Source organism: Pseudoalteromonas sp. SG44-8 (assembly GCF_014164125.1).
GTDB lineage: Bacteria > Pseudomonadota > Gammaproteobacteria > Enterobacterales > Alteromonadaceae > Pseudoalteromonas > Pseudoalteromonas rhizosphaerae.
This window is the reverse complement of the sequence record NZ_JACJEQ010000003.1, coordinates 201,530-222,036: the sequence shown is the minus strand read 5'-3', so window position 1 is coordinate 222,036 and position 20,507 is coordinate 201,530. Positions and strand designations below refer to the sequence as shown.

Annotated in this window: 16 protein-coding genes and 5 tRNA genes; 10 read left to right on the top strand and 11 right to left on the bottom strand. The window is 38.8% G+C overall.

Translation table 11 applies throughout. The features are described from left to right. Window positions 1-84 precede the first annotated feature (84 nt). Complete coding sequence (locus H5163_RS04490; protein WP_145237580.1) at window positions 85-1,398, bottom strand: peptidoglycan DD-metalloendopeptidase family protein; 1,314 nt, start codon at window positions 1,396-1,398, stop codon at window positions 85-87. 150 nt (window positions 1,399-1,548) lie between these two features. Here H5163_RS04490 and tyrS point away from each other — a divergent pair, with 150 nt between their 5' ends. After that, window positions 1,549-2,748 carry a tyrosine--tRNA ligase gene (gene tyrS, locus H5163_RS04485; RefSeq protein WP_145237578.1) on the top strand — a complete coding sequence of 400 codons (1,200 nt, stop codon included), beginning with the start codon at window positions 1,549-1,551 and terminating at the stop codon, window positions 2,746-2,748. A gap of 63 nt (window positions 2,749-2,811) precedes the next feature. Here the strand turns inward: tyrS and H5163_RS04480 are convergent, their stop codons facing one another. The 4 genes from H5163_RS04480 to folE2 form a co-directional block, all read right to left on the bottom strand. After that, complete coding sequence (locus H5163_RS04480; protein ID WP_145237575.1) at window positions 2,812-3,759, bottom strand: cobalamin biosynthesis protein; 948 nt, start codon at window positions 3,757-3,759, stop codon at window positions 2,812-2,814. A gap of 1 nt (window position 3,760) precedes the next feature. Beyond that, window positions 3,761-4,468 (bottom strand): 5'-methylthioadenosine/S-adenosylhomocysteine nucleosidase, encoded by a 708-nt coding sequence (gene mtnN / locus H5163_RS04475; RefSeq protein WP_182734482.1) that lies wholly within the window; start codon window positions 4,466-4,468, stop codon window positions 3,761-3,763. A gap of 102 nt (window positions 4,469-4,570) precedes the next feature. Then, window positions 4,571-5,164 carry a DUF2726 domain-containing protein gene (locus H5163_RS04470; RefSeq protein WP_145237569.1) on the bottom strand — a complete coding sequence of 198 codons (594 nt, stop codon included), beginning with the start codon at window positions 5,162-5,164 and terminating at the stop codon, window positions 4,571-4,573. Between the two features lie 91 nt (window positions 5,165-5,255). After that, window positions 5,256-6,176 (bottom strand): GTP cyclohydrolase FolE2, encoded by a 921-nt coding sequence (folE2, locus tag H5163_RS04465; protein ID WP_182734480.1) that lies wholly within the window; start codon window positions 6,174-6,176, stop codon window positions 5,256-5,258. A gap of 213 nt (window positions 6,177-6,389) precedes the next feature. On the opposite strand from folE2, the gene arcB reads away from it, so the two are divergent. After that, window positions 6,390-8,714: an aerobic respiration two-component sensor histidine kinase ArcB gene (gene arcB / locus H5163_RS04460; RefSeq protein ID WP_145237561.1), complete on the top strand. Its 2,325-nt coding sequence runs from the start codon at window positions 6,390-6,392 to the stop codon at window positions 8,712-8,714. Window positions 8,715-8,741: 27 nt separating this feature from the next. Here the strand turns inward: arcB and arcA are convergent, their stop codons facing one another. The 5 genes from arcA to trmB all read right to left on the bottom strand — a co-directional run bounded on the left by arcA (window position 8,742) and on the right by trmB (window position 13,645). Continuing rightward, window positions 8,742-9,458 (bottom strand): two-component system response regulator ArcA, encoded by a 717-nt coding sequence (gene arcA, locus H5163_RS04455; RefSeq protein ID WP_016709833.1) that lies wholly within the window; start codon window positions 9,456-9,458, stop codon window positions 8,742-8,744. A gap of 108 nt (window positions 9,459-9,566) precedes the next feature. After that, the gene (locus H5163_RS04450; RefSeq protein ID WP_145237558.1) at window positions 9,567-10,091 is read right to left on the bottom strand and encodes a YfiR family protein; all 525 of its coding nucleotides are present in this window, start codon (window positions 10,089-10,091) and stop codon (window positions 9,567-9,569) included. Then, window positions 10,088-11,713 (bottom strand): sensor histidine kinase, encoded by a 1,626-nt coding sequence (locus H5163_RS04445; RefSeq protein ID WP_145237555.1) that lies wholly within the window; start codon window positions 11,711-11,713, stop codon window positions 10,088-10,090. The genes H5163_RS04450 and H5163_RS04445 overlap by 4 nt, the downstream gene beginning before the upstream one ends. Before the next feature lie 147 nt (window positions 11,714-11,860). Continuing rightward, complete coding sequence (gene rsmC, locus H5163_RS04440) at window positions 11,861-12,886, bottom strand: 16S rRNA (guanine(1207)-N(2))-methyltransferase RsmC (RefSeq protein WP_182734478.1); 1,026 nt, start codon at window positions 12,884-12,886, stop codon at window positions 11,861-11,863. Window positions 12,887-12,919: 33 nt separating this feature from the next. After that, entirely contained in the window at window positions 12,920-13,645 is a 726-nt protein-coding gene (trmB, locus tag H5163_RS04435; protein WP_145237549.1) for a tRNA (guanosine(46)-N7)-methyltransferase TrmB, read from the bottom strand. Between the two features lie 166 nt (window positions 13,646-13,811). Between trmB and mutY the strand changes: the two genes are divergently transcribed. Both mutY and H5163_RS04425 read left to right on the top strand, forming a co-directional pair. Further along, window positions 13,812-14,879 carry an A/G-specific adenine glycosylase gene (gene mutY / locus H5163_RS04430; RefSeq protein ID WP_220493125.1) on the top strand — a complete coding sequence of 356 codons (1,068 nt, stop codon included), beginning with the start codon at window positions 13,812-13,814 and terminating at the stop codon, window positions 14,877-14,879. A 30-nt stretch (window positions 14,880-14,909) separates the two neighbouring features. Continuing rightward, entirely contained in the window at window positions 14,910-15,182 is a 273-nt protein-coding gene (locus H5163_RS04425) for an oxidative damage protection protein (RefSeq protein WP_145237543.1), read from the top strand. A 49-nt stretch (window positions 15,183-15,231) separates the two neighbouring features. On the opposite strand, the gene H5163_RS04420 is transcribed toward H5163_RS04425, so the two are convergent. Beyond that, entirely contained in the window at window positions 15,232-18,003 is a 2,772-nt protein-coding gene (locus H5163_RS04420; protein ID WP_145237540.1) for a hybrid sensor histidine kinase/response regulator, read from the bottom strand. 513 nt (window positions 18,004-18,516) lie between these two features. Here H5163_RS04420 and H5163_RS04415 point away from each other — a divergent pair. The 6 genes from H5163_RS04415 to H5163_RS04390 all read left to right on the top strand — a co-directional run bounded on the left by H5163_RS04415 (window position 18,517) and on the right by H5163_RS04390 (window position 20,289). After that, a tRNA-Phe gene (locus tag H5163_RS04415) sits at window positions 18,517-18,592 on the top strand. Window positions 18,593-18,664: 72 nt separating this feature from the next. Further along, a tRNA-Thr gene (locus H5163_RS04410) sits at window positions 18,665-18,740 on the top strand. 50 nt (window positions 18,741-18,790) lie between these two features. Further along, window positions 18,791-18,866: transfer RNA gene (locus H5163_RS04405), tRNA-Phe, on the top strand. Window positions 18,867-18,924: 58 nt separating this feature from the next. Further along, a tRNA-Thr gene (locus H5163_RS04400) sits at window positions 18,925-19,000 on the top strand. 134 nt (window positions 19,001-19,134) lie between these two features. Continuing rightward, window positions 19,135-19,210 (top strand) — tRNA-Phe (locus H5163_RS04395). Between the two features lie 284 nt (window positions 19,211-19,494). Further along, window positions 19,495-20,289, top strand: a complete 795-nt coding sequence (locus tag H5163_RS04390; protein WP_182734476.1) for a hypothetical protein — start codon at window positions 19,495-19,497, stop codon at window positions 20,287-20,289. The last annotated feature ends 218 nt before the right edge of the window (window positions 20,290-20,507 follow it).

Sequence of the window (20,507 nt, the reverse complement as noted above, 5' to 3'; positions counted from 1 at the left end):
TCCACAAAAAAACCGTTGCTATTGGCATAGCAACGGTTTTATATTTTCTGGCCGCTGGCCGCTGGCCGCTGGCCGCTGGCGGCTTTACTTAAGCGCTAACTGTAGCTCTCGGTTGCGCTCTAGCTGCGCTAAGAAGTTATCTGCTATTGGTTTAAACTTAGCAAGCTCGTCGCGAGGCAGAGGCTCTGACTTCGGTAACTTAACCGTTTTAGGGTTACGGTGAACGCCGTTAACTAAAAACTCGTAGTGTAAGTGCGCGCCTGTTACACGACCGGTGGAGCCGACAGTACCAATTTTTTGACCTTGCTTAACTTTTTGACCAGTTTTAACTAGTTTCTTGTTAAGGTGTAGGTATTTAGTGACGTACTGTGTGCCGTGACTAATAAATATATAGTTACCATTATACTTACTGTAACCAGCTTTAATTACTTTACCATTACCAGAGGCAACTACTGGCGTTCCAGTACGAGCTGCGTAGTCAATCCCACGGTGTGCTCTTACTTGTCCTGTTACAGGGTGTAAGCGACGCGGATTAAAGCTTGAGCTAATATATTTAAAGTTAACTGGTGCACGTAAAAATGCTTTTTTCATACTACGCCCTTCAGGCGTGTAAAAAGTACCATCGCTGTGACGAATAGCCGCATAACGTTGACCTTGGTTAATAAACTCAGCGGCAATAATTTTACCTGTGCCAATAAACTCGCCATCAACATAATGCGATTCATAGATTAAACCAAATTGATCGCCTTTACGGATATCATTGGCAAAATCCACATCCCAACCGAATATATCAGCAAAGTTCATTATTTGCCGTTCACTTAAACCAGCAGCAATACCTGAGGTCCAAAAGCTGTTAGTAATTTCTCCGCCTGTTGATTTAGTTAATGTTTCAATTTCTTTACTATCAATAGACGTATCGTAGTTACCTTCTTCATTTAATGTAACGAACAGGGTATCTGTTTTTGAAATCACATAACGTAACTGTGCCAAAGAACCATCTTCGGCGGTAGCAAAGCTTAATGTTTCACCTGGGTGAATTTTACTAAGTTTACGTGTTTCTGCATTGGTATTAAGCAGTTTATGAACGGTTTGCGCCGAGAATCCGGCGCGTTTGAAAATAAGTGCTAAATTGTCACCGTTTTTAACTTCGAAATCGATGAGATCGTATTCTGGGAGTTTTGCTGCATCTTCTTGCGAATTTAATTCAGTTAATTGCTCAACGTCATCAACTTTAATTTGTAATTCGTAGCGCTTGCCAATTTCTAACGCATCAGCGCTATTGTCTTTAGAGGCGGTGGCTTTTTCTGAAGGAATGAGTGTTAAAGCAGCAATAGCAGAAACCAAGCCTAAAATAAGCAATTTGTGTTTTTTTGGGAGAGTGTGCACAACGCGAACCATAACGTGCCTTTTCCTGCTGTCAAGATAATTAATCACTAATATTGCAGGATATACTTAATAAAGCGTTAATACCAGTGTTTTGTAGATTTAAACTGGCGCGGATTTACGCTAGAATCACCAGATTGACTGAATTTTTTGGAGTAATACATAGTGGACTTACAAACCGCTCTAGCAGAGATAAAACGCGGTGCTGAAGAAATATTAATTGAAGACGAGTTAGTCGAAAAGCTAAAGTCTGGTAAAAAGCTAAAGATCAAAGCTGGTTTTGATCCAACTGCACCTGACTTACACTTAGGTCACACTGTGCTAATTAATAAAATGAAAACCTTCCAAGACTTAGGTCATGAAGTGATTTTCTTAATTGGTGATTTCACCGGTATGATTGGTGACCCAACGGGTAAAAATGTAACTCGTAAGCCACTAACCCGTGAAGATGTATTGGCAAATGCTGAAACATATAAAGAACAAGTATTTAAAATTCTTGATCCGGCTAAAACCACGGTTGCTTTTAATTCAACTTGGATGGAGAATTTAGGCGCTGCAGGTATGATCAAGCTAGCAGCACGTCAAACGGTTGCTCGTATGCTAGAACGTGATGATTTTAAAAAGCGTTATGCTGGCGGACAATCAATTGCGATTCATGAGTTTTTGTATCCATTAGTGCAAGGTTGGGATTCAGTTGCGCTTGAAGCTGATGTTGAGCTCGGTGGTACTGATCAACGCTTTAATCTATTAATGGGTCGAGAGCTACAAAAAGACGAAGGCCAAAAGCCACAAACCGTATTAATGATGCCTTTACTTGAGGGCACCGACGGTGTGCAAAAAATGTCTAAGTCATTAGGTAACTACATTGGTATTACTGATGCCCCTAACGATATGTTTGGTAAGATCATGTCTATTAGTGATGAGCTGATGTGGCGTTATTATGATTTGCTAAGTAGCTTATCAATTGACGAAATTGCTGCGCTTAAAGAAAAGGTTGCACAAGGTACTAATCCGCGTGATATTAAAATCGATTTAGCAAAAGAAATGATTGCTCGTTTTCACAGCGATGCGGCAGCTGTTGGTGCGCATGAAGATTTTATTAAACGTTTTCAAAAAAATGCCTTACCGGATGATATCCCAGATATGACTGTAACGATTGATGAAGATACCGTATTTATTACTAACTTGCTTAAAGAAGCTGGCTTAGTTGCGAGTACATCAGAAGCTATGCGAATGATCAAACAAGGCGCAGTTAAAATCAATGGCGAAGAAAAGGTCACTGATACTAAGCTTGAAATTGCAAAAGGCAGCACAGCTATTTATCAAGTTGGTAAGCGTAAGTTTGCAAATATTACCTGTGCTTAATAGGTAAAGAATGAAAATTCAGTTTTAAAAACCAGCTTCGGCTGGTTTTTTACTCTTTGTGATCTACAACATTGTTTTAATGATTTCGATGCCAAATATAACCAGTAACCAAAAGCCACGCGCTTGATTTAGCCGATTGATCAATACAGTAATATCATCAGCCTGCGGTAAACGTTCAGTACCAATACGCATTTTATCAAATCGAGTATCTTGGTATATGGCAGGGCCACCGAGTTGCACACCAACAGAGGCCGAACAACAACTTAATAACCAGCCACTATTTATTTGATAAAAATGTCGTCCATAATGCTTGATATAATGAATGCTCAATTTACTGGCTTTACTTGCTGCAATAGTCAGCGCCAATATCCGCGTAGGTAACCACTCAAGAATATATAATAGCCAACTAAGTGATTTTAAAAATGGGCTATTAGGCATAATATCTTTGCGCCAAGCTTGGTGGATCAAAGTCAGTAAGCGATAAGCCAGTGCAGCCATAGGGCCAAATAGTAGATAAAAGAAAATAACGCTAAAGTAATGACGAGCAACTCTTAAGATCAGCGTTTCCATGATGGCTTTGCAAAGACCTGGGCCTGATAATTTATCTACCTGACGAGCAAGTAGCGGTTTTAATAACTCTCGGGCTGTAGACTTTTGATTTTGTTTAACGAGTCGTGCAATGCGCAGTGCTTTACTTTCTACACTTCGCCACTCTAGGCAGAGGTATAAAATTAACCCAGCTAATAGTTCAGGGTAATAGGCGAATTCAAGCAGTAAGACTACCAAGGTCATGATCACTAAAATGACTAAGGTGAAACATAACGAGGATGACAAATATTGGTAACTTGCAGGTTCACTCTTTCTAAAAACGCGTTTCCCAAGAGCTCTAAATACCGCAGTTAAAAATATATTTGGGTGATACCAGCTTACCAAAGGTAAAAAGCGCTCAGCAAGGAGCGCTAATATAAATACAATAAAGTCCAAATGTTGCTGAACTAAATTGAGTAACACGTTAGAGCGTTACCGTAGTCAGCTTTTCTAGTAATGCGACCACCATTTTTGATGAGTTTATTGAAGCGGTTTCTAGGTATTCTTCAAATGACTGTGGTGACTTTTTACCTGCAATATCAGACATTGAACGGATCACTACAAACGGTGTAGCTAAAGAAAAGCATACTTGTGCAATGGCAGCGCCTTCCATTTCTACAGCTAACATAGTAGGGAAGTCCGCGCGGGCTTTATCAATACGCACCGGATCACACATAAATGAATCGCCAGTACAAATTAAGCCGATCAGGGTCTTCACGTCACTGATGCTTTCAACACTTTGTTGTGCAGCCTCTATTAATTTAGGGTGAGCGGCAAAACCAGCAGGCATCTGTGGTACTTGGCCAATTTCATAACCAAAAGCGGTTACATCAACATCATGATGACGTACCTCAGATGAAATTACCACGTCGCCAACACTCAGAGATGGATCAAAACCACCGGCAGAGCCTGTGTTGATCACACAGTCTGGTTGAAAATTATCAATCAATAACGTTGTTGCAATACTAGAGGCGACTTTACCAATACCTGATTGCACTAAAGTCACAGTGTTACCAGCTAATTCACCTGTATAAAAAGTGAAACCTGCTTTAGTTAGAATTTGTGGATTTTGCATTGCTTCACGCAAAATTTTAACTTCTGGCTCCATCGCGCCAATAATACCGACATTCATAATTTTAAATTCCTCTAATTAGATGTTTAGATTATACGTGAAGTTAGCGATAAAAAACAAAAATGCGAGCTTAAAAGCTCGCATTTTATCGTTTAAGAAAACTTATATTTCAGCTAAAGCTGTGGAATGGGCTTTAGCTTGCGAAGGAGATAGTACCGCCGGCTTAGTAACACGGTTGCGTGTCGGGCGACTACTTTGTGCTGTCGGCTTGCCAAGCTTAAACATAATTGCTTCGCGTACTTCTGATGGCCGATAGCCAGATTTAACTTTCATACGGATATGTGGAATGCCAGCAGCTTCAAGTGCACCATTAACAAACCAGTCTCGTTGTGCTTTATGACCATCTTTATTGGCGTTGTTTACTAAGTCAACCGCTGCCACAATCGTCATCTTTTCTTTATCAATCAGCACATAATCCAGTTGTTTGTTTTTTGCTTTAGCGATTGCAGCACGTTTAGCTTTAGCAGATAAACCTTTTTTACAATCAATGATATCGATTAATTTTACACGGCTAACAATTTTATATTGATCGCCTACAGCACGTTCTAAAAGGTTTAAAAATGAGCTTTCAACTTGCGTAAATACACTGGTTTTACGCGTGAATGGGTAAGGGTTTCCGCCATCATCGGTAAACTTTGACGCAACAACAGATGCCCCTACGACTAATACTAAAATTGATAATAAAGCGAATTCCATACGGTAACTCCACAACAACAAATTGACACTATAAATTACTTAGCAATTTACGTGCCCAGTTGTAATGAAGTTACACTTTATAACAGCTAAGTTATGGCTGGTATCCGCCAGCAATTCCTTTTACTGCAATCGCTACAGCATCATGGGCATGCAGAGATTCATAATGGTTTATTTGTAACCAGTAATCGGCGTATTGTGCATCTTCTAACACGGCTTTGATTTTACGCGCAGCATCTTCACAAAACATCAGATTTTGACCATTTAAACGGGCGAATTCTTGCTCATCTTCACGCTTAACTGCCGCTTGTACAGGGGTTTTAAGCTCATCTTCAAGAGTATCGATCAAGCTCAAAATATCAAACTCACGGATGCTACTATCTAGTTTGACTTTTACATTGGCAATAGAGCGTTGAGAATGCGGTGTGGCGATTATGCCATCGGTACTGCCAAGCCAGTTGACCACTTCTTCATGGCTAAGAGTATGCTGCTGAAACTTTTCAACAAAGGCTTGTTGAATAAGTTGGCGAGCTAATGCCGCTGAGCATGGGCAAGTTGATGAGTAAGTTACATCAAGGCTTAATTCAAAACTAAGTACACCGCGGTCAATTTTTGCCACTATGGTCAACGGGTAGCTTTTCCAACCCGCTTTGCCGCTAAGGAGTGATTTTCTGCGCAGCGGTAGTTCAAACTTAAATTCAATTTTAGCTTGGTCGCTTAATCCAGTGTGACTAGAGATAAAGCTATCGAGCGCTTGTGCAATAGTTTGCGGGTTAACGTGTTGCTCAGTTGACAGGGTATCGAGCGCTAAAAATAACCGCGACATATGAATACCTTTTGCGTCTTCTTTGTGAAGATTAACAAAAGCACGAGCTTTAGCGGTGACATTAATAGGCGCAAGATCACGAGATTCAAATAAAAAAGGCAGTTCAATATCAGCCATACCAACCCAGTCTAATTTACCTGTTTGTAAGGCGGGAGCCGTATCTGCTATATCGGGCATGTTGCTTTGCATGGAAAATCTCGTTATTGGCAATTGTAAAGCGCAATATTTTACACGAAATAAATAAAAAATACGTGGTAGATGAAAATTTTCTGTTTTCGTCGCGGAACATGAAAATAGTTAATGCAAAAGTGCTAAAATCCTAACACTAGTCGTTTTTTTATAGCTGTGTAGTCAGCTGATTTTTTATATACTTATATGTATAGCTAAGAGACAGATTTATATATGATCGATTCCTCTTTGAGTCCATGGGCTCGAATACTTTCTAGTTTAATTACTCGATTTGGTGAATTCAAAACCGCAACTATTTGTTATGTCTTACTATTAGTACTGGCATTAATATTATCGTGTATGTTTTATTATGTTGCAGTAGGCGAGGTGATGCTTGTCGATGTGCTTGCCGTGATATTTTTTACTGCAGTAGTGTCGCCCATTATTATCAGTGTGTTAATCAATTCAATCCGCCAGTTAGATGCTTCCTATGCGTATTTAGATAGTGCCACTAAGCAAGAAAAATTATTAAATCAAACTTTAAAAGATAATATCAATCGCTTAAATGTAGAGATAGATGAACGTAAAATGGCATTTCATGCCAAGCACCGTGCAATCGAAGAACTCAGGCGAGAAATAGTTGAACGTAAAAAAACCCAGCAAGAGCTTGCTCAACAAGGCATGTTACTGCGCTCTATTGTTGATTCATCCCCTGATTTATTTTATTACCGTGATAACAATGGTGTTTTTGCCGGCTGTAATAAAATGTTTGAAGAGGTTATGGGGAAATCAAGTGACGAGTTAATAGGTAAAACTGCAGAGGAGATTTACCCAACGCAATTCTTACCGGAAGTATTACTAACTGATAACAAAGTCGAAAAAACTCACGCCGCTTTAACGCTTGATGTTGAATACCCTGTAGGCAATGAAAACCGTTGGTTTGAAATGCGCAAGCTCCCATTTATTAATGATGACGGTGATTACATTGGCTTATTAGCATTTGGGCGTGATATCACCAGCCGCAAAGAAGCAGCTCAAGCACTTGAAACCGCTTATAAAGACAAAGGGAAATTTATTGCCACCCTAAGTCATGAATTACGAACTCCACTCAATGGTATTGTGGGTTTAACCCGTATGTTACTAGACACCGACTTGGATAAGCAGCAACGTAGTTGGTGTAACACCGTATTTTCTAGTGCTGAAACATTAGGAAATATTTTTAATGATATTATAGATTTAGATAAGATAGATCGCGAACAACTCGATATTGTTACCGACTCAATAAACGTCTCTGATTTTATTAATGATGTGGTTAACTTTGCAGGATTGATCGCTGAGCAAAAAGACTTAGAGTTTGAAATTAAGCGCAAAGGTATGCTGGATATTTATGCGCAGCTAGATCCGACCCGATTACGCCAAGTGGTATGGAACTTAATAAATAATGCGGTTAAATTTACCCAAAAAGGTAAAGTTCAATTAGCGTGTGCTCGGGAAAATCGTGCGGATGGCGCGTGGTTAGTCATGAAAGTAACAGATACCGGGCAAGGTATTCCACAAGAGCAATTACATCGTATTTTTGATATGTATTATAAAGCGCCGGATTTAAATGGTACTAATGCGATAGGATCAGGTATTGGTTTAGCGGTCACCAAGGCTTTGGTTACAGCAATGAAAGGACAATTACATGTAAGCAGTACCGAAGGAGAGGGCAGCTGTTTTGTGGTTGAAATACCGCTGGCGCTTTGTATCGCTCCGGCTGAACAAAGTTATGTTGGCCGTAGTTTGAATATCTTGCTAGTTGAAGATGTGCCGCTTAATGCTGAAATCGCCACTAACTTACTTGAGCAACGTGGTCATGAAGTTATCTGGGCTGAAACCGGTGAAGATGCATTGTCGTTTGTTGAAACTGAGGATGATCTGGATTTAGTACTGCTAGATATGCAACTGCCAGATATTAATGGCGATGAAGTAGCAAGACAGATCCGTGCCGATAGCCATTTTGATAAGTTACCTATTGTCGCGCTTACGGCTAATGTGCGTAGCGCCGAAGAAGAGTTACAAGGGATCTCAATTCAAGGCGCATTAGCTAAACCTATCAATACCACGAAGCTTGATAAAATGCTGGCTGAACTATTTGATATTAAACATCTACAACAGTCTGATGAAACACGCCTGACGGTTAGCAAAGAAGCCAGTGAAAATATCAATGTAGAGTTACTTGATGTTGAAACCATTGAAGATTTTGTTAATTCGATGGGCATAGTAACATTTAAGCGCAGCAGCAGTTTATTTGAAAAGCTAAATCCACAGTATCAGCAAGAGTTAGCAACGTCATTAGCAGCTGGTGACCGTGAAGAGTATAAGTCTGTAGCACATAAGCTTAAAGGTGCTGCAGGTTCAGTTGGTTTAAATGATGTACAGTTACACGCTAAGACCATGGAACATGGTTCTATTGAAGAAAGTGATGAAGTATTAAAGACTTGGTTAGTAATATTGGCAGATAAAATAAATGAAGGGCAACATGCCCTTCATTTATTCTTACAGCAATTAGAACGTTAATGCTGTCATTACTTGGTAAAACAGATATTAACTATCAATTTTACCAATGAAACGATAACCTTCACCATGGATGGTGCTGATAAGCTCAGATGTGCTGTTATCACTTTCAAAATGCTTTCTGATACGACGGATCGTTACATCAACGGTACGGTCATTCGCACGTAACTCACGACCAGTCATATGCTTGATTAGTTGCTCACGACTGAAAATACGGCCCGGAGAGTCAAGCATTAGACGCAGTGCTCTGTATTCACCTTTAGGTAAACGTTTGGCATCACCATTTGGCGATGTTAAACAGCGACTATTTTCGTCAAGTTCCCAGCCATTGAATGTGATCACACCATTTGTTTCAAGGCTTGATTCTTCACCACCAAGGGCAGTACGAGAAAGCAAGTTACGAGCACGAATAGTTAATTCACGAGGATTGAACGGCTTAGTAATATAGTCGTCCGCGCCAATTTCTAGGCCTAAAATACGGTCTACATCATTATCACGACCGGTTAGGAAAATAAGTCCAACGTTACGCTTTTGACGTAATTCACGCGCTAGTATTAGCCCGTTTTTGCCTGGCAGGTTGATGTCCATAACTACAAGGTTCACATCATCATTATTTGTAAGCTTGTCATGCATGTCATCGCCATCAATGGCTTCAATAACTTTGTAACCTTCAGCTTCAAATAAACTAACGAGGTTTAGTCGAGTTACGTCTTCATCCTCTACAATCAGAATGACTGGCGTTTGCATTATTAATTAACCTTTTTCGGAATATTTTATTTACAATTAATTCGGTATTGTATTATAAAACCGAATACTAGTGATTATAGGAGTATATCCAATTGTTAACAAGTAAAATCAATTCGGATGAAATTTAGAAACAGCTAATAACCGAGATTGCACTTTAAAACTGCTGCGCAACAACTGCTGCTTATTGATATACAGTCGGATTTTATTCCCTTCTTGGACCAAAGAGACAACGCCTCCTTTTTCTAAAAAACTGATACTCTCACCAACTGTTAAGGTACTTAATGAAATGGTATCGATCCAAAGTGGAATTATATCATCTTCCATTGTTTCATCAATGTATGTGATATCACAAAAGCGAGAAAGTTCAGAAATTTGCTGTTTTTTATTAATTAATACGGTTTCAATCGGTATATCGTTAATTTTAAGATTCGAATTATCCTTTAATAGCTCACCAATCCCATGTTCAACGTCATAAAAACAAAAAGTCACAGCCTGTTTATTGTTAACTTTAGGGAACTCGACGAATTTTGCAATCTGAAATAGGAACGCCGATTTGACTTGTTCAGGGGATTTGGCCTGTAAAAAGGTAGGAAACAGCAGCATCAGAGCCAGTAATAAACCTGTTAATCTCATACTTTACTTGCCTCTGTTAATGGCAAGGTAATTATAAAGCGCGTACCTTCTATATTTTGATCATCAAAGTAAACACTGCCTCCTAAGGCTTGTGTGACTAAATTGTAAACTAAATGCATACCTAAACCACTGCCACCTTCGCCGCGCTTAGTGGTAACAAAGGGATCAAAAATGCGTTTTTTAACGCTTTTATCAACTCCGATACCATTATCGTAATAGTTGATGATCAAGCTACTTTCGTTACGTTCCACTGTGACTTCTATTTCGTTATTTTTATTATCTTTAAAGCCGTGGATTATCGAGTTACTTAATAATTGCTGTAATACCTGTTGTAGGGGACCCGCTTTACTTTCGATCATCAATTGTTCAGAACAATGAATAACGATTTTAGGAGCCTTGATCTCTAGTTCAGTACGCATAGAAAGCATTACGTTAGTTATAAGATCATGCATATTGATCAGCGAATTAAGCTCACCATCTTGGTTTACTGCTACTTTTTTAAAGCTGGATACCAGTTCCGCAGCACGATTTAAATTTCGATAGATAAGGTCTAAGTTTTCTATGCCATTGTCGATAAAGCGCTTCAATTGGTTTGAGGTTAAGGTTTTTTGCTCAAACCCTAGACTTATTTCTGCCAGTTTATCGCGAAGCAGGGTAGAACCAGTGATCCCTAAACCAATCGGTGTATTTACTTCATGTGCAACACCTGCAACCATCTGCCCTAAAGAGGCCATTTTTTCACTTTCAACAATTTGGTTTTGGTATTGATGCATTCGCTCAAGGGTTGTTAGCAACTCTTGATTTGCCTCTCGGAGTGCGATTGTACGTTGATTTACTTTTTCTTCTAGGCTTTGGTTTAACTGTTTAATTTCTTGCTTATCATTCTTATGACGCTCTATTTGATTTTGTGTGCGAGTTAGCATGATATTTAAACTATTCGAAAGCATATTGACTTCGGTAATATTAGTTTTCGGAGCTCGGGCGCTATAATTATGATTTTTCGAAACATCTTGCAGCAATGTACTTAATTGGTCAATGGGGTCGGCAATACGCTTTTGAATTCGTTTTGCGACAAAATAAACCAGTATTAAAACGAATAGCGTTAAAAGGATATCAATAAGAATTTTTTGGTTAATATAGGCGTTAAGGCGCTCTAAGCCACCACGAATATACACATAACCCTTAATATCACCTTCGTAAGTAATTGGTTTGATTAGCTCTATGTAGTCTTCAGTGATTCTAGGTTCTTGAAGTTGCTCAATACTATCAACTCGAAGTGGCACTGGTGGGGTTTTTCGTGCATTGAAACTGGTAAAAAATACTGCTTTATTTGATATTTCGTCGATTGCATAAATATGTATGTTTTTAATGAGTGGAATTTTTTCGAAAGATTTAAGGCGTTGCTCTTCGGTTTTCCTATCATCAAACAGTACACTTACTTGTGCATTAAAAGCGATTATTTCAGCGAGAATATTGAGCTTGTTGACGATTAATTGCTTTTGCTCTTTGACATCTAGGTAGGTTGAAATAGAAATAGATAACGATAAACACAAGGCAGTAACAAGCATGACTGCGCTTATCAGTGCTTTGCGAATACTTGTTGGCGATGTTGATTTAGACATTATTGTAATGAAGGCCAAGTTATTTAATTTTTATCTAGTTGCTGTAAGTCTAGCAAAGACCTATCAAAGTGACTAAAAAATATAATAACTTTGTTGAAAAGCTGCCATTTATATTATTTGGCAGCGTTTGTGAGGTTATAGCAGCAATTAACTGCTATACACTGAAAACTTATTGGTTTTGTGTACTACTTGATAACTACCGAACTGAGCTTCTAGAATTGGCGGGTATTTCAAGAAGCAGTTTGCAACAATGGTTAACTTGCCTTGCTTAGTCAAGTGCTGTTTAGCACCACTTAAAAACTGTTCAGCAACAGTATAATCAGTGGCAATACCGGTATGAAATGGTGGATTTGAAATAATAAGCTCAAATTTTCCAGTTACATTTGCTAACCCATCACTTAGTAAAGCGCTACCGTTAACACCGTTAAGTGCCAATGTTTGCGAGGTTGCATAAGCTGCAAGAGCACTAACATCCGTACAGGTAAAATTCAAAGCTGGATTTTTTAAACCTAAGAAGGTCGCAATAAGACCCGCGCCACAGCCAAAATCCAGTACATTGCCAGATTTAATTACAGGTGCATTCTCTAACAGTATTTTAGTACCGCCATCAAGTTCACCGTGATTAAATACACCAGGTACGCTGATGGCATTAAAACTAACGCCAGCAACATCAACATTAAATTGCTTATGGTAACGAGTAATAACAAACTCAGCTAAGGTTTTTATCTCGGTGAATAAATACAAAGCACAATGGCGGGCACTATCGATTTTATTGCTGTATTCACAGTGGCTACTAAATTGCTTTTCAATCGATTTCACACCACTTTTATTTTCACCAACCACCAGTAACTCAGCGTCTGGGTTGATAACCGCGCGAATATTGTCCAACGTCATCAATGCTTCAGGTTTTGCTTTTGGGTAATAATAAATAACGAGGTCAAAGTGTTGACCGGCTATCTCATGGCTAACACAAACATCAATACTGTTGATATTTTTAGCAAACTCACCATTAGCATGGTTGTAACTAAAAGCGCTGATCTTGCTGTTTGGATTTAACTGGCGCAGTTGTGACAAAAAGCCATCTTGCACAAAATTAACTACTAAAATAGAGTCCGCCATTAGGTTTGCACTATTGCGTAGTAAAAGTGAACTTGGATTAGTTAATGCGCTCATAAATGGCTTTGCCTTAAAGTTGTTTTGATTAATTTAGCTAATACGCTCGAACATTAAATCCCAAACGCCATGACCTAAACGATGGCCGCGTTGCTCAAATTTCGTCAAGGGACGTAAATCAGGACGTGGTACATAATCGTTAGTCTCAGATTGGTTTTTAAAATGCTCCGCTGCTTGCATTACTTCAAGCATATGTTCAGCGTAGTTTTCCCAATCTGTTGCCATATGGAATACACCACCAATTTTTAATTTGCTACGCAAGCTCTCTACAAATGCAGGTTGCACAATACGACGCTTATGGTGGCGTTTTTTATGCCATGGGTCAGGGAAGAATAGTTGCACCGTAGTAATGCTGCCCTCTGCAATACAATCAGCAAATACTTCAACAGCGTCATGCTCAAAAATACGTAAGTTTGTAATGCCTGCTTCATCAGCATCCATTAAACATGCGCCAACACCTGGGCGGTGTACTTCAATACCAATAAAGTTAAGGTGTGGTGCGCTCTTGGCCATTTCGACCAATGATTTACCCATGCCAAAACCAATTTCTAAAACAACGTCGTTGTCATTACCAAATACTTGGGCTAGATCAAGCATGCCTTGTTGATGTTCAAGCCCCATGGTTGGCCAGCATTTTTCAATTGCCGCAGCTTGTCCTTTGGTTAAACGACCTTCGCGCTTAACAAAACTGCGAATGGTACGAATATATTTACCTTCTTGCATCGCTTGCTCAAGGTTATCGTTACTTGAATCACTCATATATTTTGGCCTGATGAAAACAACATGTCTTAAAATGGTGGCGTATTATCCCTGACCACGGCGTTGATCACAAGGCCTTATCTTTTGTGTATGTTTATAACTTGATATTTTAACTCACTGCAATAGACTGAGCGCCATTAAGAGTCGGGTTTAAAAAGTAATTATTTTGAAGTTAAACAACAGTGAAGCAAGCTGGTTTTCTCAGCAAGTAGTCGATTGGTATGAATTACATGGGCGTAAAACCTTACCTTGGCAATTAAATAAAACACCTTACAAGGTGTGGGTGTCTGAGGTGATGTTGCAACAAACTCAGGTAGTCACAGTTATTCCTTACTTTGAAAAGTTTATGCAAAGTTTTCCAGATATTATCGCTTTAGCAAATGCAGATGAAGATCACGTGCTGCATCACTGGACCGGATTGGGCTATTATGCTCGAGCTCGCAATTTACATAAAACCGCAAAGATAATTCGAGATCAATACAAAGGTGAGTTTCCAACAACGTTAGACGAGGTTGTCGCTTTGCCAGGAATTGGGCGCTCGACTGCAGGAGCTGTTTTATCGCTTTCTCTTGGCCAACATCATCCTATATTAGATGGTAATGTAAAACGTGTGCTTGCCAGATTTTTTATGATTGAAGGTTGGTACGGAGTCAAAAAAGTTGAAAACCAATTATGGCAACTATCAGAGCAGTTAACTCCAGCAAAACAAGTGACTGAGTTTAACCAAGCAATGATGGATTTAGGAGCAAGCCTTTGCTCACGTAGCAAGTTTGACTGCCAACCTTGCCCGTTGCGTTCGCGTTGTGGAGCGTATAAGACTGAGCAGGTAAAACAGTTCCCTCATTCAAAACCTAAAAAAGCAGTGCCAAAGAAAGTGTGCCATCAATTAATTATTCAATGTAATGATCAAGTATTGATGGAAAAAAGGCCTAACTCAGGAATATGGGGCGGTTTATTTAGTTTTTTTGAATTTGAGCAAAAATCTCAGTTAGATACTTTTTTAGCGCAGCAAGGGCTTGCTGTTACAACTGTGCCAATTGAGCCTTTTACGCATATATTTTCGCACTTTGAATTAACTATTAATCCGCATGTACTCACTTTGCATAAAGTGCCTGATGTGGTGAATGAGCGACAACTAGTTTGGTACCCGTTGGACCAGTCAATAGAGGTTGGTTTAGCCGCCCCAACTAAAAAGCTAGTTAAACAAATTGCTACAATAGTTTACACTAACTGATATCGTTTCGAAGAGCACAAGAGAGCAATCATGGCACGTACTGTATTTTGTCAAAAGTTACAAAAAGAAGCCGAAGGGCTTGGTTTCCAACTTTACCCAGGTGAGTTGGGTGAAAGGATTTTTAATAATATTTCTAAAGAAGCATTTGCACAGTGGCAGCACAAGCAAACAATGCTGATCAATGAAAAACATTTAAATATGATGGACCCAGAGCATCGTACTTTTCTAGAAGAGCAAATGGTTGGCTTTTTGTTCGAAGATAAAGATGTAGAAATCGAAGGCTACCGTCCGCCAGAAAAATAATTTTCACATGCGAATAAAAAGGGCAATAAGCCCTTTTTTACTGCTTGAATTAAATCAGATCATCTTGCTCTTGGGCATTACTAACTTGTTCTTTTAAAAACTGCGCAACACGGGAGTACTCAATCTCTAAATTGTCACGCAGTTCAATTAGTTGATCACTGGTTAAGTCTTGTTCTTTACAGTTATCTTCAAAGTCAGCAGCTAGCTCAGCTACTTTTTCTGCGCCAATTGTTTTTGATATAGATTTAAGTTGGTGGCAAGCTGCAATTATTATTTCTTTATCACTGGTCATTACCCCTGTGTTAATGTCTTTAGCTAACGTATGGCTTTGCTCTAAGTACATTTTAAAGAATCGTAACTGCTTTGCTTCATCATTGTTTATGTATTTAGCGAGCATTTCAAAGTTAATTGGTGCTGACGGCTTATTAGGAGAAGCCGTAATCGGTCCTTGCTTGCTTTCACTCCAACTATTAAGAGTTGCCTCTAGCGTATTTAATTCAACTGGTTTAGTAATGAAATCGTTAATACCAGCATTTAAACAGCGTTCTTTTTCACCCTTTAAGGCATTTGCTGTTATTGCAATAACATAAGGCTGAGCGTTGATGTCTTCAAGTTGTGCAGCTTCGTCGCGAATTTTTTCAACCATGTCGTAACCTGACATTTTAGGCATATGTAAATCAGTTAAAATTAACGGGTAACGGCCGCTTTGCCACATTTTTAAACCTTGCTCGCCGTTATCAGCAACTTCAACGCCAAACCCAAGTAAATGTAGTTGATCGGTAAGTACTTGTTGATTCAAAACATTGTCTTCAACAAGTAGCACGAGTTTGTTTTCTTCACGTGCTTGTTCAATATTTAAATAATTATTAAGGGTTTTAACAGGTTTAACTTGTTTTGGTGTATGCAGCCCCGCAGCAACCAATAACGACATCATAAAGTTTGACTTACACAATGGCGACGCATTGAGATAGAAGATGTTTTTATGATTTATTGCGGCTTCATCTAATTTACTAAGTACGATCACCTGTTGGTTATTATCTTCAAGGGTGTACAGTAAACGGCGTAATAAGTAATTAATGCTATCCATTGAATCGATCCCATCAAGCACCCAGATAACGCCAGGGTTATCTTGAGATTGTTCAATTTCTTGCACCGTTTGCGCCGTAATTGTGTTTGCCCCCATAAATGATAAATAACGAGAAAGCGTTTGTTTTCTGCTTTGATGCTCAGTGATGAGTATTACAGAATGATCTTTCAACGCACCTTTATGGGCATACTTTATGGTGTTTTCAGTACTAAATGGCAATTCCACCACAAAGTCACTACCAATACCTATATCGCTGGTAACACTAATGGACCCTAACATTAACTCGGTTAAACTTTTACAAATAGATAAACCTAGGCCTGTGCCACCGTACTCACGGGTAATTGATCCTTCAGCTTGAATAAATGGATTGAATATTTCACGCAGTTGAGCTTGGCTCATACCTTTACCATTGTCGCTGACGCTAAAACGCAGAGTAAAATGGTCAGCAGTATTTTGTGCCACTTCTACAGCAATGCGTACCTGACCTAGACGATTTTCATCGGTGCTAGTAAATTTAATTGCATTACTACATAAGTTATAAAGTACTTGGCGAACGCGAACAGTATCACCAATTAAATTAACTGGTATATCAGGTGCTATAGCTAGCTCTAAATCAAGCTGACGTTTTTTTGCAACCGATGATAATACTCTGGCAACTTCCTCAATAGTATCCGAGACCGAAAAAGGAGTTGGGTCGATATTTAGTTTACCCGCTTCAATTTTCGAAAAATCTAAAATATCATCCAGAATCCCCAATAGTGAAAAGGCTGATTCACGAATAATTGTACTTAGGCGATGCTGAGCGCCATTGAGATCTGTTTGTCTTAGTAAATCAATGGTGCCAATAACGCCATTCATTGGGGTGCGTATTTCATGGCTCATAGTTGCTAAAAACGTGGTTTTGGCTTCGCTAGCTTGCTCAGCTCTATGGCTCGCTTTTTCAAGCGCTAAAGTGCGGTTTTGCACTTCAGTTTCCAGACTGCTTTGCAGTTTTTGCAAATCTTTTTGGGCTACGTCATTACTATTGATAGCATCTTGTACTTGCTGTAATAGTTGATTGATATTTTTAGCTACAACGCCAAGGCCGATATCTAATTGTTCGTCGATATGTGTATTGTAACTGCCAGATTTAGTGATGCTCTCTAATTCATGTGCAAGAGTGTCACTACTTTTGCGGATCCGCGTATTAAGATAAACGTTAAAAAACAGCGCTAGTAAAAATAAACTTACTCCAGCAACTCCTGCAATAGCCAATGCAAGCACGATGGAATAATTTGGCAGTAGAGGGGGGGCAGTGATTTTTTGTTTAATGATTAATTCACCAACGGGTTGATCATTTAAATTTAATTGATGATGGATAATACCTTGCTCAGCTAAATGTTGATCAAGTTTTAGCGGTGCAATTGCTGGTTTATTACTGGCAAAAACCAATTGTGTTTGAGCAGTAGGTGTATATCTATATAAGTAGTAATCAAATTGATTATTTAGCGAAGCGCTTAAATTTAGTAGTTGAGTGGCATTATCTTGTCCTGTTCGAGTCAATGCATTAACCAAAGGTGTGTCTAATTGCTCAGCTAACGTTATTAAGCTTAGTGAACTTGGTGGTGCTTTTGAGTCTTCAGTGTTACTAGGGTAAAAAGAATAAGCAACCACAGCGAGTGCTGTTACGGCTAAGTTTATTAGTATAAAAAGAGGTAACAGCCCTTTTACAGGAGAAGAAAATTTACTCTGCATTTATTATCCAACTTAATCTATTATCAACCGCAATCTAAACAGTCGCTTGTGTACTGGAAATCAATCCTACCATTTACCAGAAATAATTCACTACGTTTTTAGTGCTGTTGTTTACAAGGAGCCTAAATTAATAGACAGTTACGTTAAACTACAAACAGCTGTTGTAATAAACAGCGTTTTTTACGTTTATTAAACAGTTTGTTGAAAAACCGTGCAAACAGTTATAAAGAATAAAAAAAAAGTTGACTTGAAAGGGCAAAACCAGTTTAATACGCCGCACACGCAGATAGCTCAGTCAGTAGAGCTAAGCGGAAAGTGTATAAAAACACTTTATAATTTTTTATTAAAACTGAAATTGCCCAGATAGCTCAGTCAGTAGAGCTAAGTGGGAATTGTATTGAAAATCCTTTGTGATTTTTTATTAAAACTGAAATCGCCCAGATAGCTAAGTCAGTAGAGCTAAGTGGGAATTGCATTGAAAATCCTTTGTGATTTTTTATTAATACTGAAATTGCCCAGATAGCTCAGTCGGTAGAGCAGAGGATTGAAAATCCTCGTGTCGGTGGTTCGATTCCGCCTCTGGGCACCATTATTTAAGTAGTGGTGTTTAAATCAAATGATTAAAACATTATTACGCGTGCCTTAGCACACAGTTTAGTGTGCCGACTTAGCTCAGCTGGTAGAGCAACTGACTTGTAATCAGTAGGTCAACCGTTCGACTCGGTTAGTCGGCACCATTTATTTAGATTAAGTGTTTAATTTAACAACTAATCTGCACAGTTAATGTGCCTCGATAGCTCAGTTGGTAGAGCAGAGGATTGAAAATCCTCGTGTCCCTGGTTCGATTCCGGGTCGAGGCACCATTTATTAAAAGTTATCAATCTTTAAAATTGAAACGTGCCTTAGCACACAGTTTAGTGTGCCGACTTAGCTCAGCTGGTAGAGCAACTGACTTGTAATCAGTAGGTCAACCGTTCGACTCGGTTAGTCGGCACCATTTATTTAGATAATTTGAAAGAGCAACTGACTTGTAATCAGTAATTCGTTCAGGTTATCAGTTCGACTCGGTTAGTCGGCACCATTTATTTAGATTAAGTGTTTAATTTAACAATTAATCTGCACAGTTTATGTGCCTCGATAGCTCAGTTGGTAGAGCAGAGGATTGAAAATCCTCGTGTCCGTGGTTCGATTCCGCGTCGAGGCACCATTTATTCTAGCCTAGCGCTAATATCTGAAATGCCTTTTCCTACTAAAACATAGTTTCCCTACAAAAATACCTAGTTTTCGTCATAACAGACGGAGGCGACTTTGCGAACGCCAGAAAGCAAAAAACCGCGATAAAGAAACTCAGATTAAGTTTGGCGACTTAAGTTTCTAACGCGGCTTTCATAAACAATTGACTATGTTTATATGGCTATCTTAGCTGTAGGGTAATCCTGTGTCTAGTGGTAAGCCAAAAAATTGCTATCTAATGTTCCAGTCGAATATCAATTGACTAGAAAATTTAAAAATAATTTCTCATCAGGCCTAAATACAGTTGCAGATCAATGTGGCAAAAAGAAACAAGTATTTTTTGCGCTTGAAGTATTAGCCGTAACAAAATCCGATACTCAAACATTAGTTTTGGGACATATCGCATACCATCATGCAAAACATGGTAAATTTAATTCATCGGCATCAGCTGTGGCTAAGCATCTGGCTTATTCAATTAATGCAGTTAAAAACGCCCTTAGAAGCTTACTAGAGCCATTAAAAGATGAAAAAGAGCCACTACTGATAGAAACACCCAATAAATCGAGCTATAGCCGCACACTGCATTTAAATGTAAAGCACCCGCTTGGCTATCGTTTATTGCAAAGCTATACGCAGATGCTTAATAAACAACAATCGAGCCATACACTACGCTTATACCCAGTACAGCTGCACTTATTTGATTCAAAAAGTCGTTATGACTCACGCCATCAACATAAAATGCTTATGCTGCAAGCGTTGATCACTAGCAAAATTAAAGCAGGTAAAATCGCTAGCCGAAATAAACGCGATACTTATCAGCAAAGTATTTCACAGCTAGCCAATAAGCTAGGCTGGGCGTATATGACAGTTAAATCATTGATAGAGACTATGCTTGAGGTGGGTTTATTGTCAGTGGTTCGAGAAAAAGTACGTAAAGTAGTTAAACTTATCTTTAGTTGTATTAAACCGGTTAAAGTTAAATTATCGAGCAAGCAACAGACTCATGTATCAACCTCAGCACCGATAGAGCGTTATCGAGACCCCATAACTTAGTTCCTTTCTTTTATTATTACTGCCTTGAGTTGGTAGGATGTAAACACGTCTGCTCATCATGAAAAATTTTTTAAAGCAATTATACTTGTTTTATTTTTGTGGCTAGTACTATCAAAATAGAAGCGAAGTAAAAATCTAAAATTAAAATATAGGCTTTATCGATATTCGCTGCTTACAATTTAAATTAGTGATAGTTTTATCATTAAAAATTAAGCTAG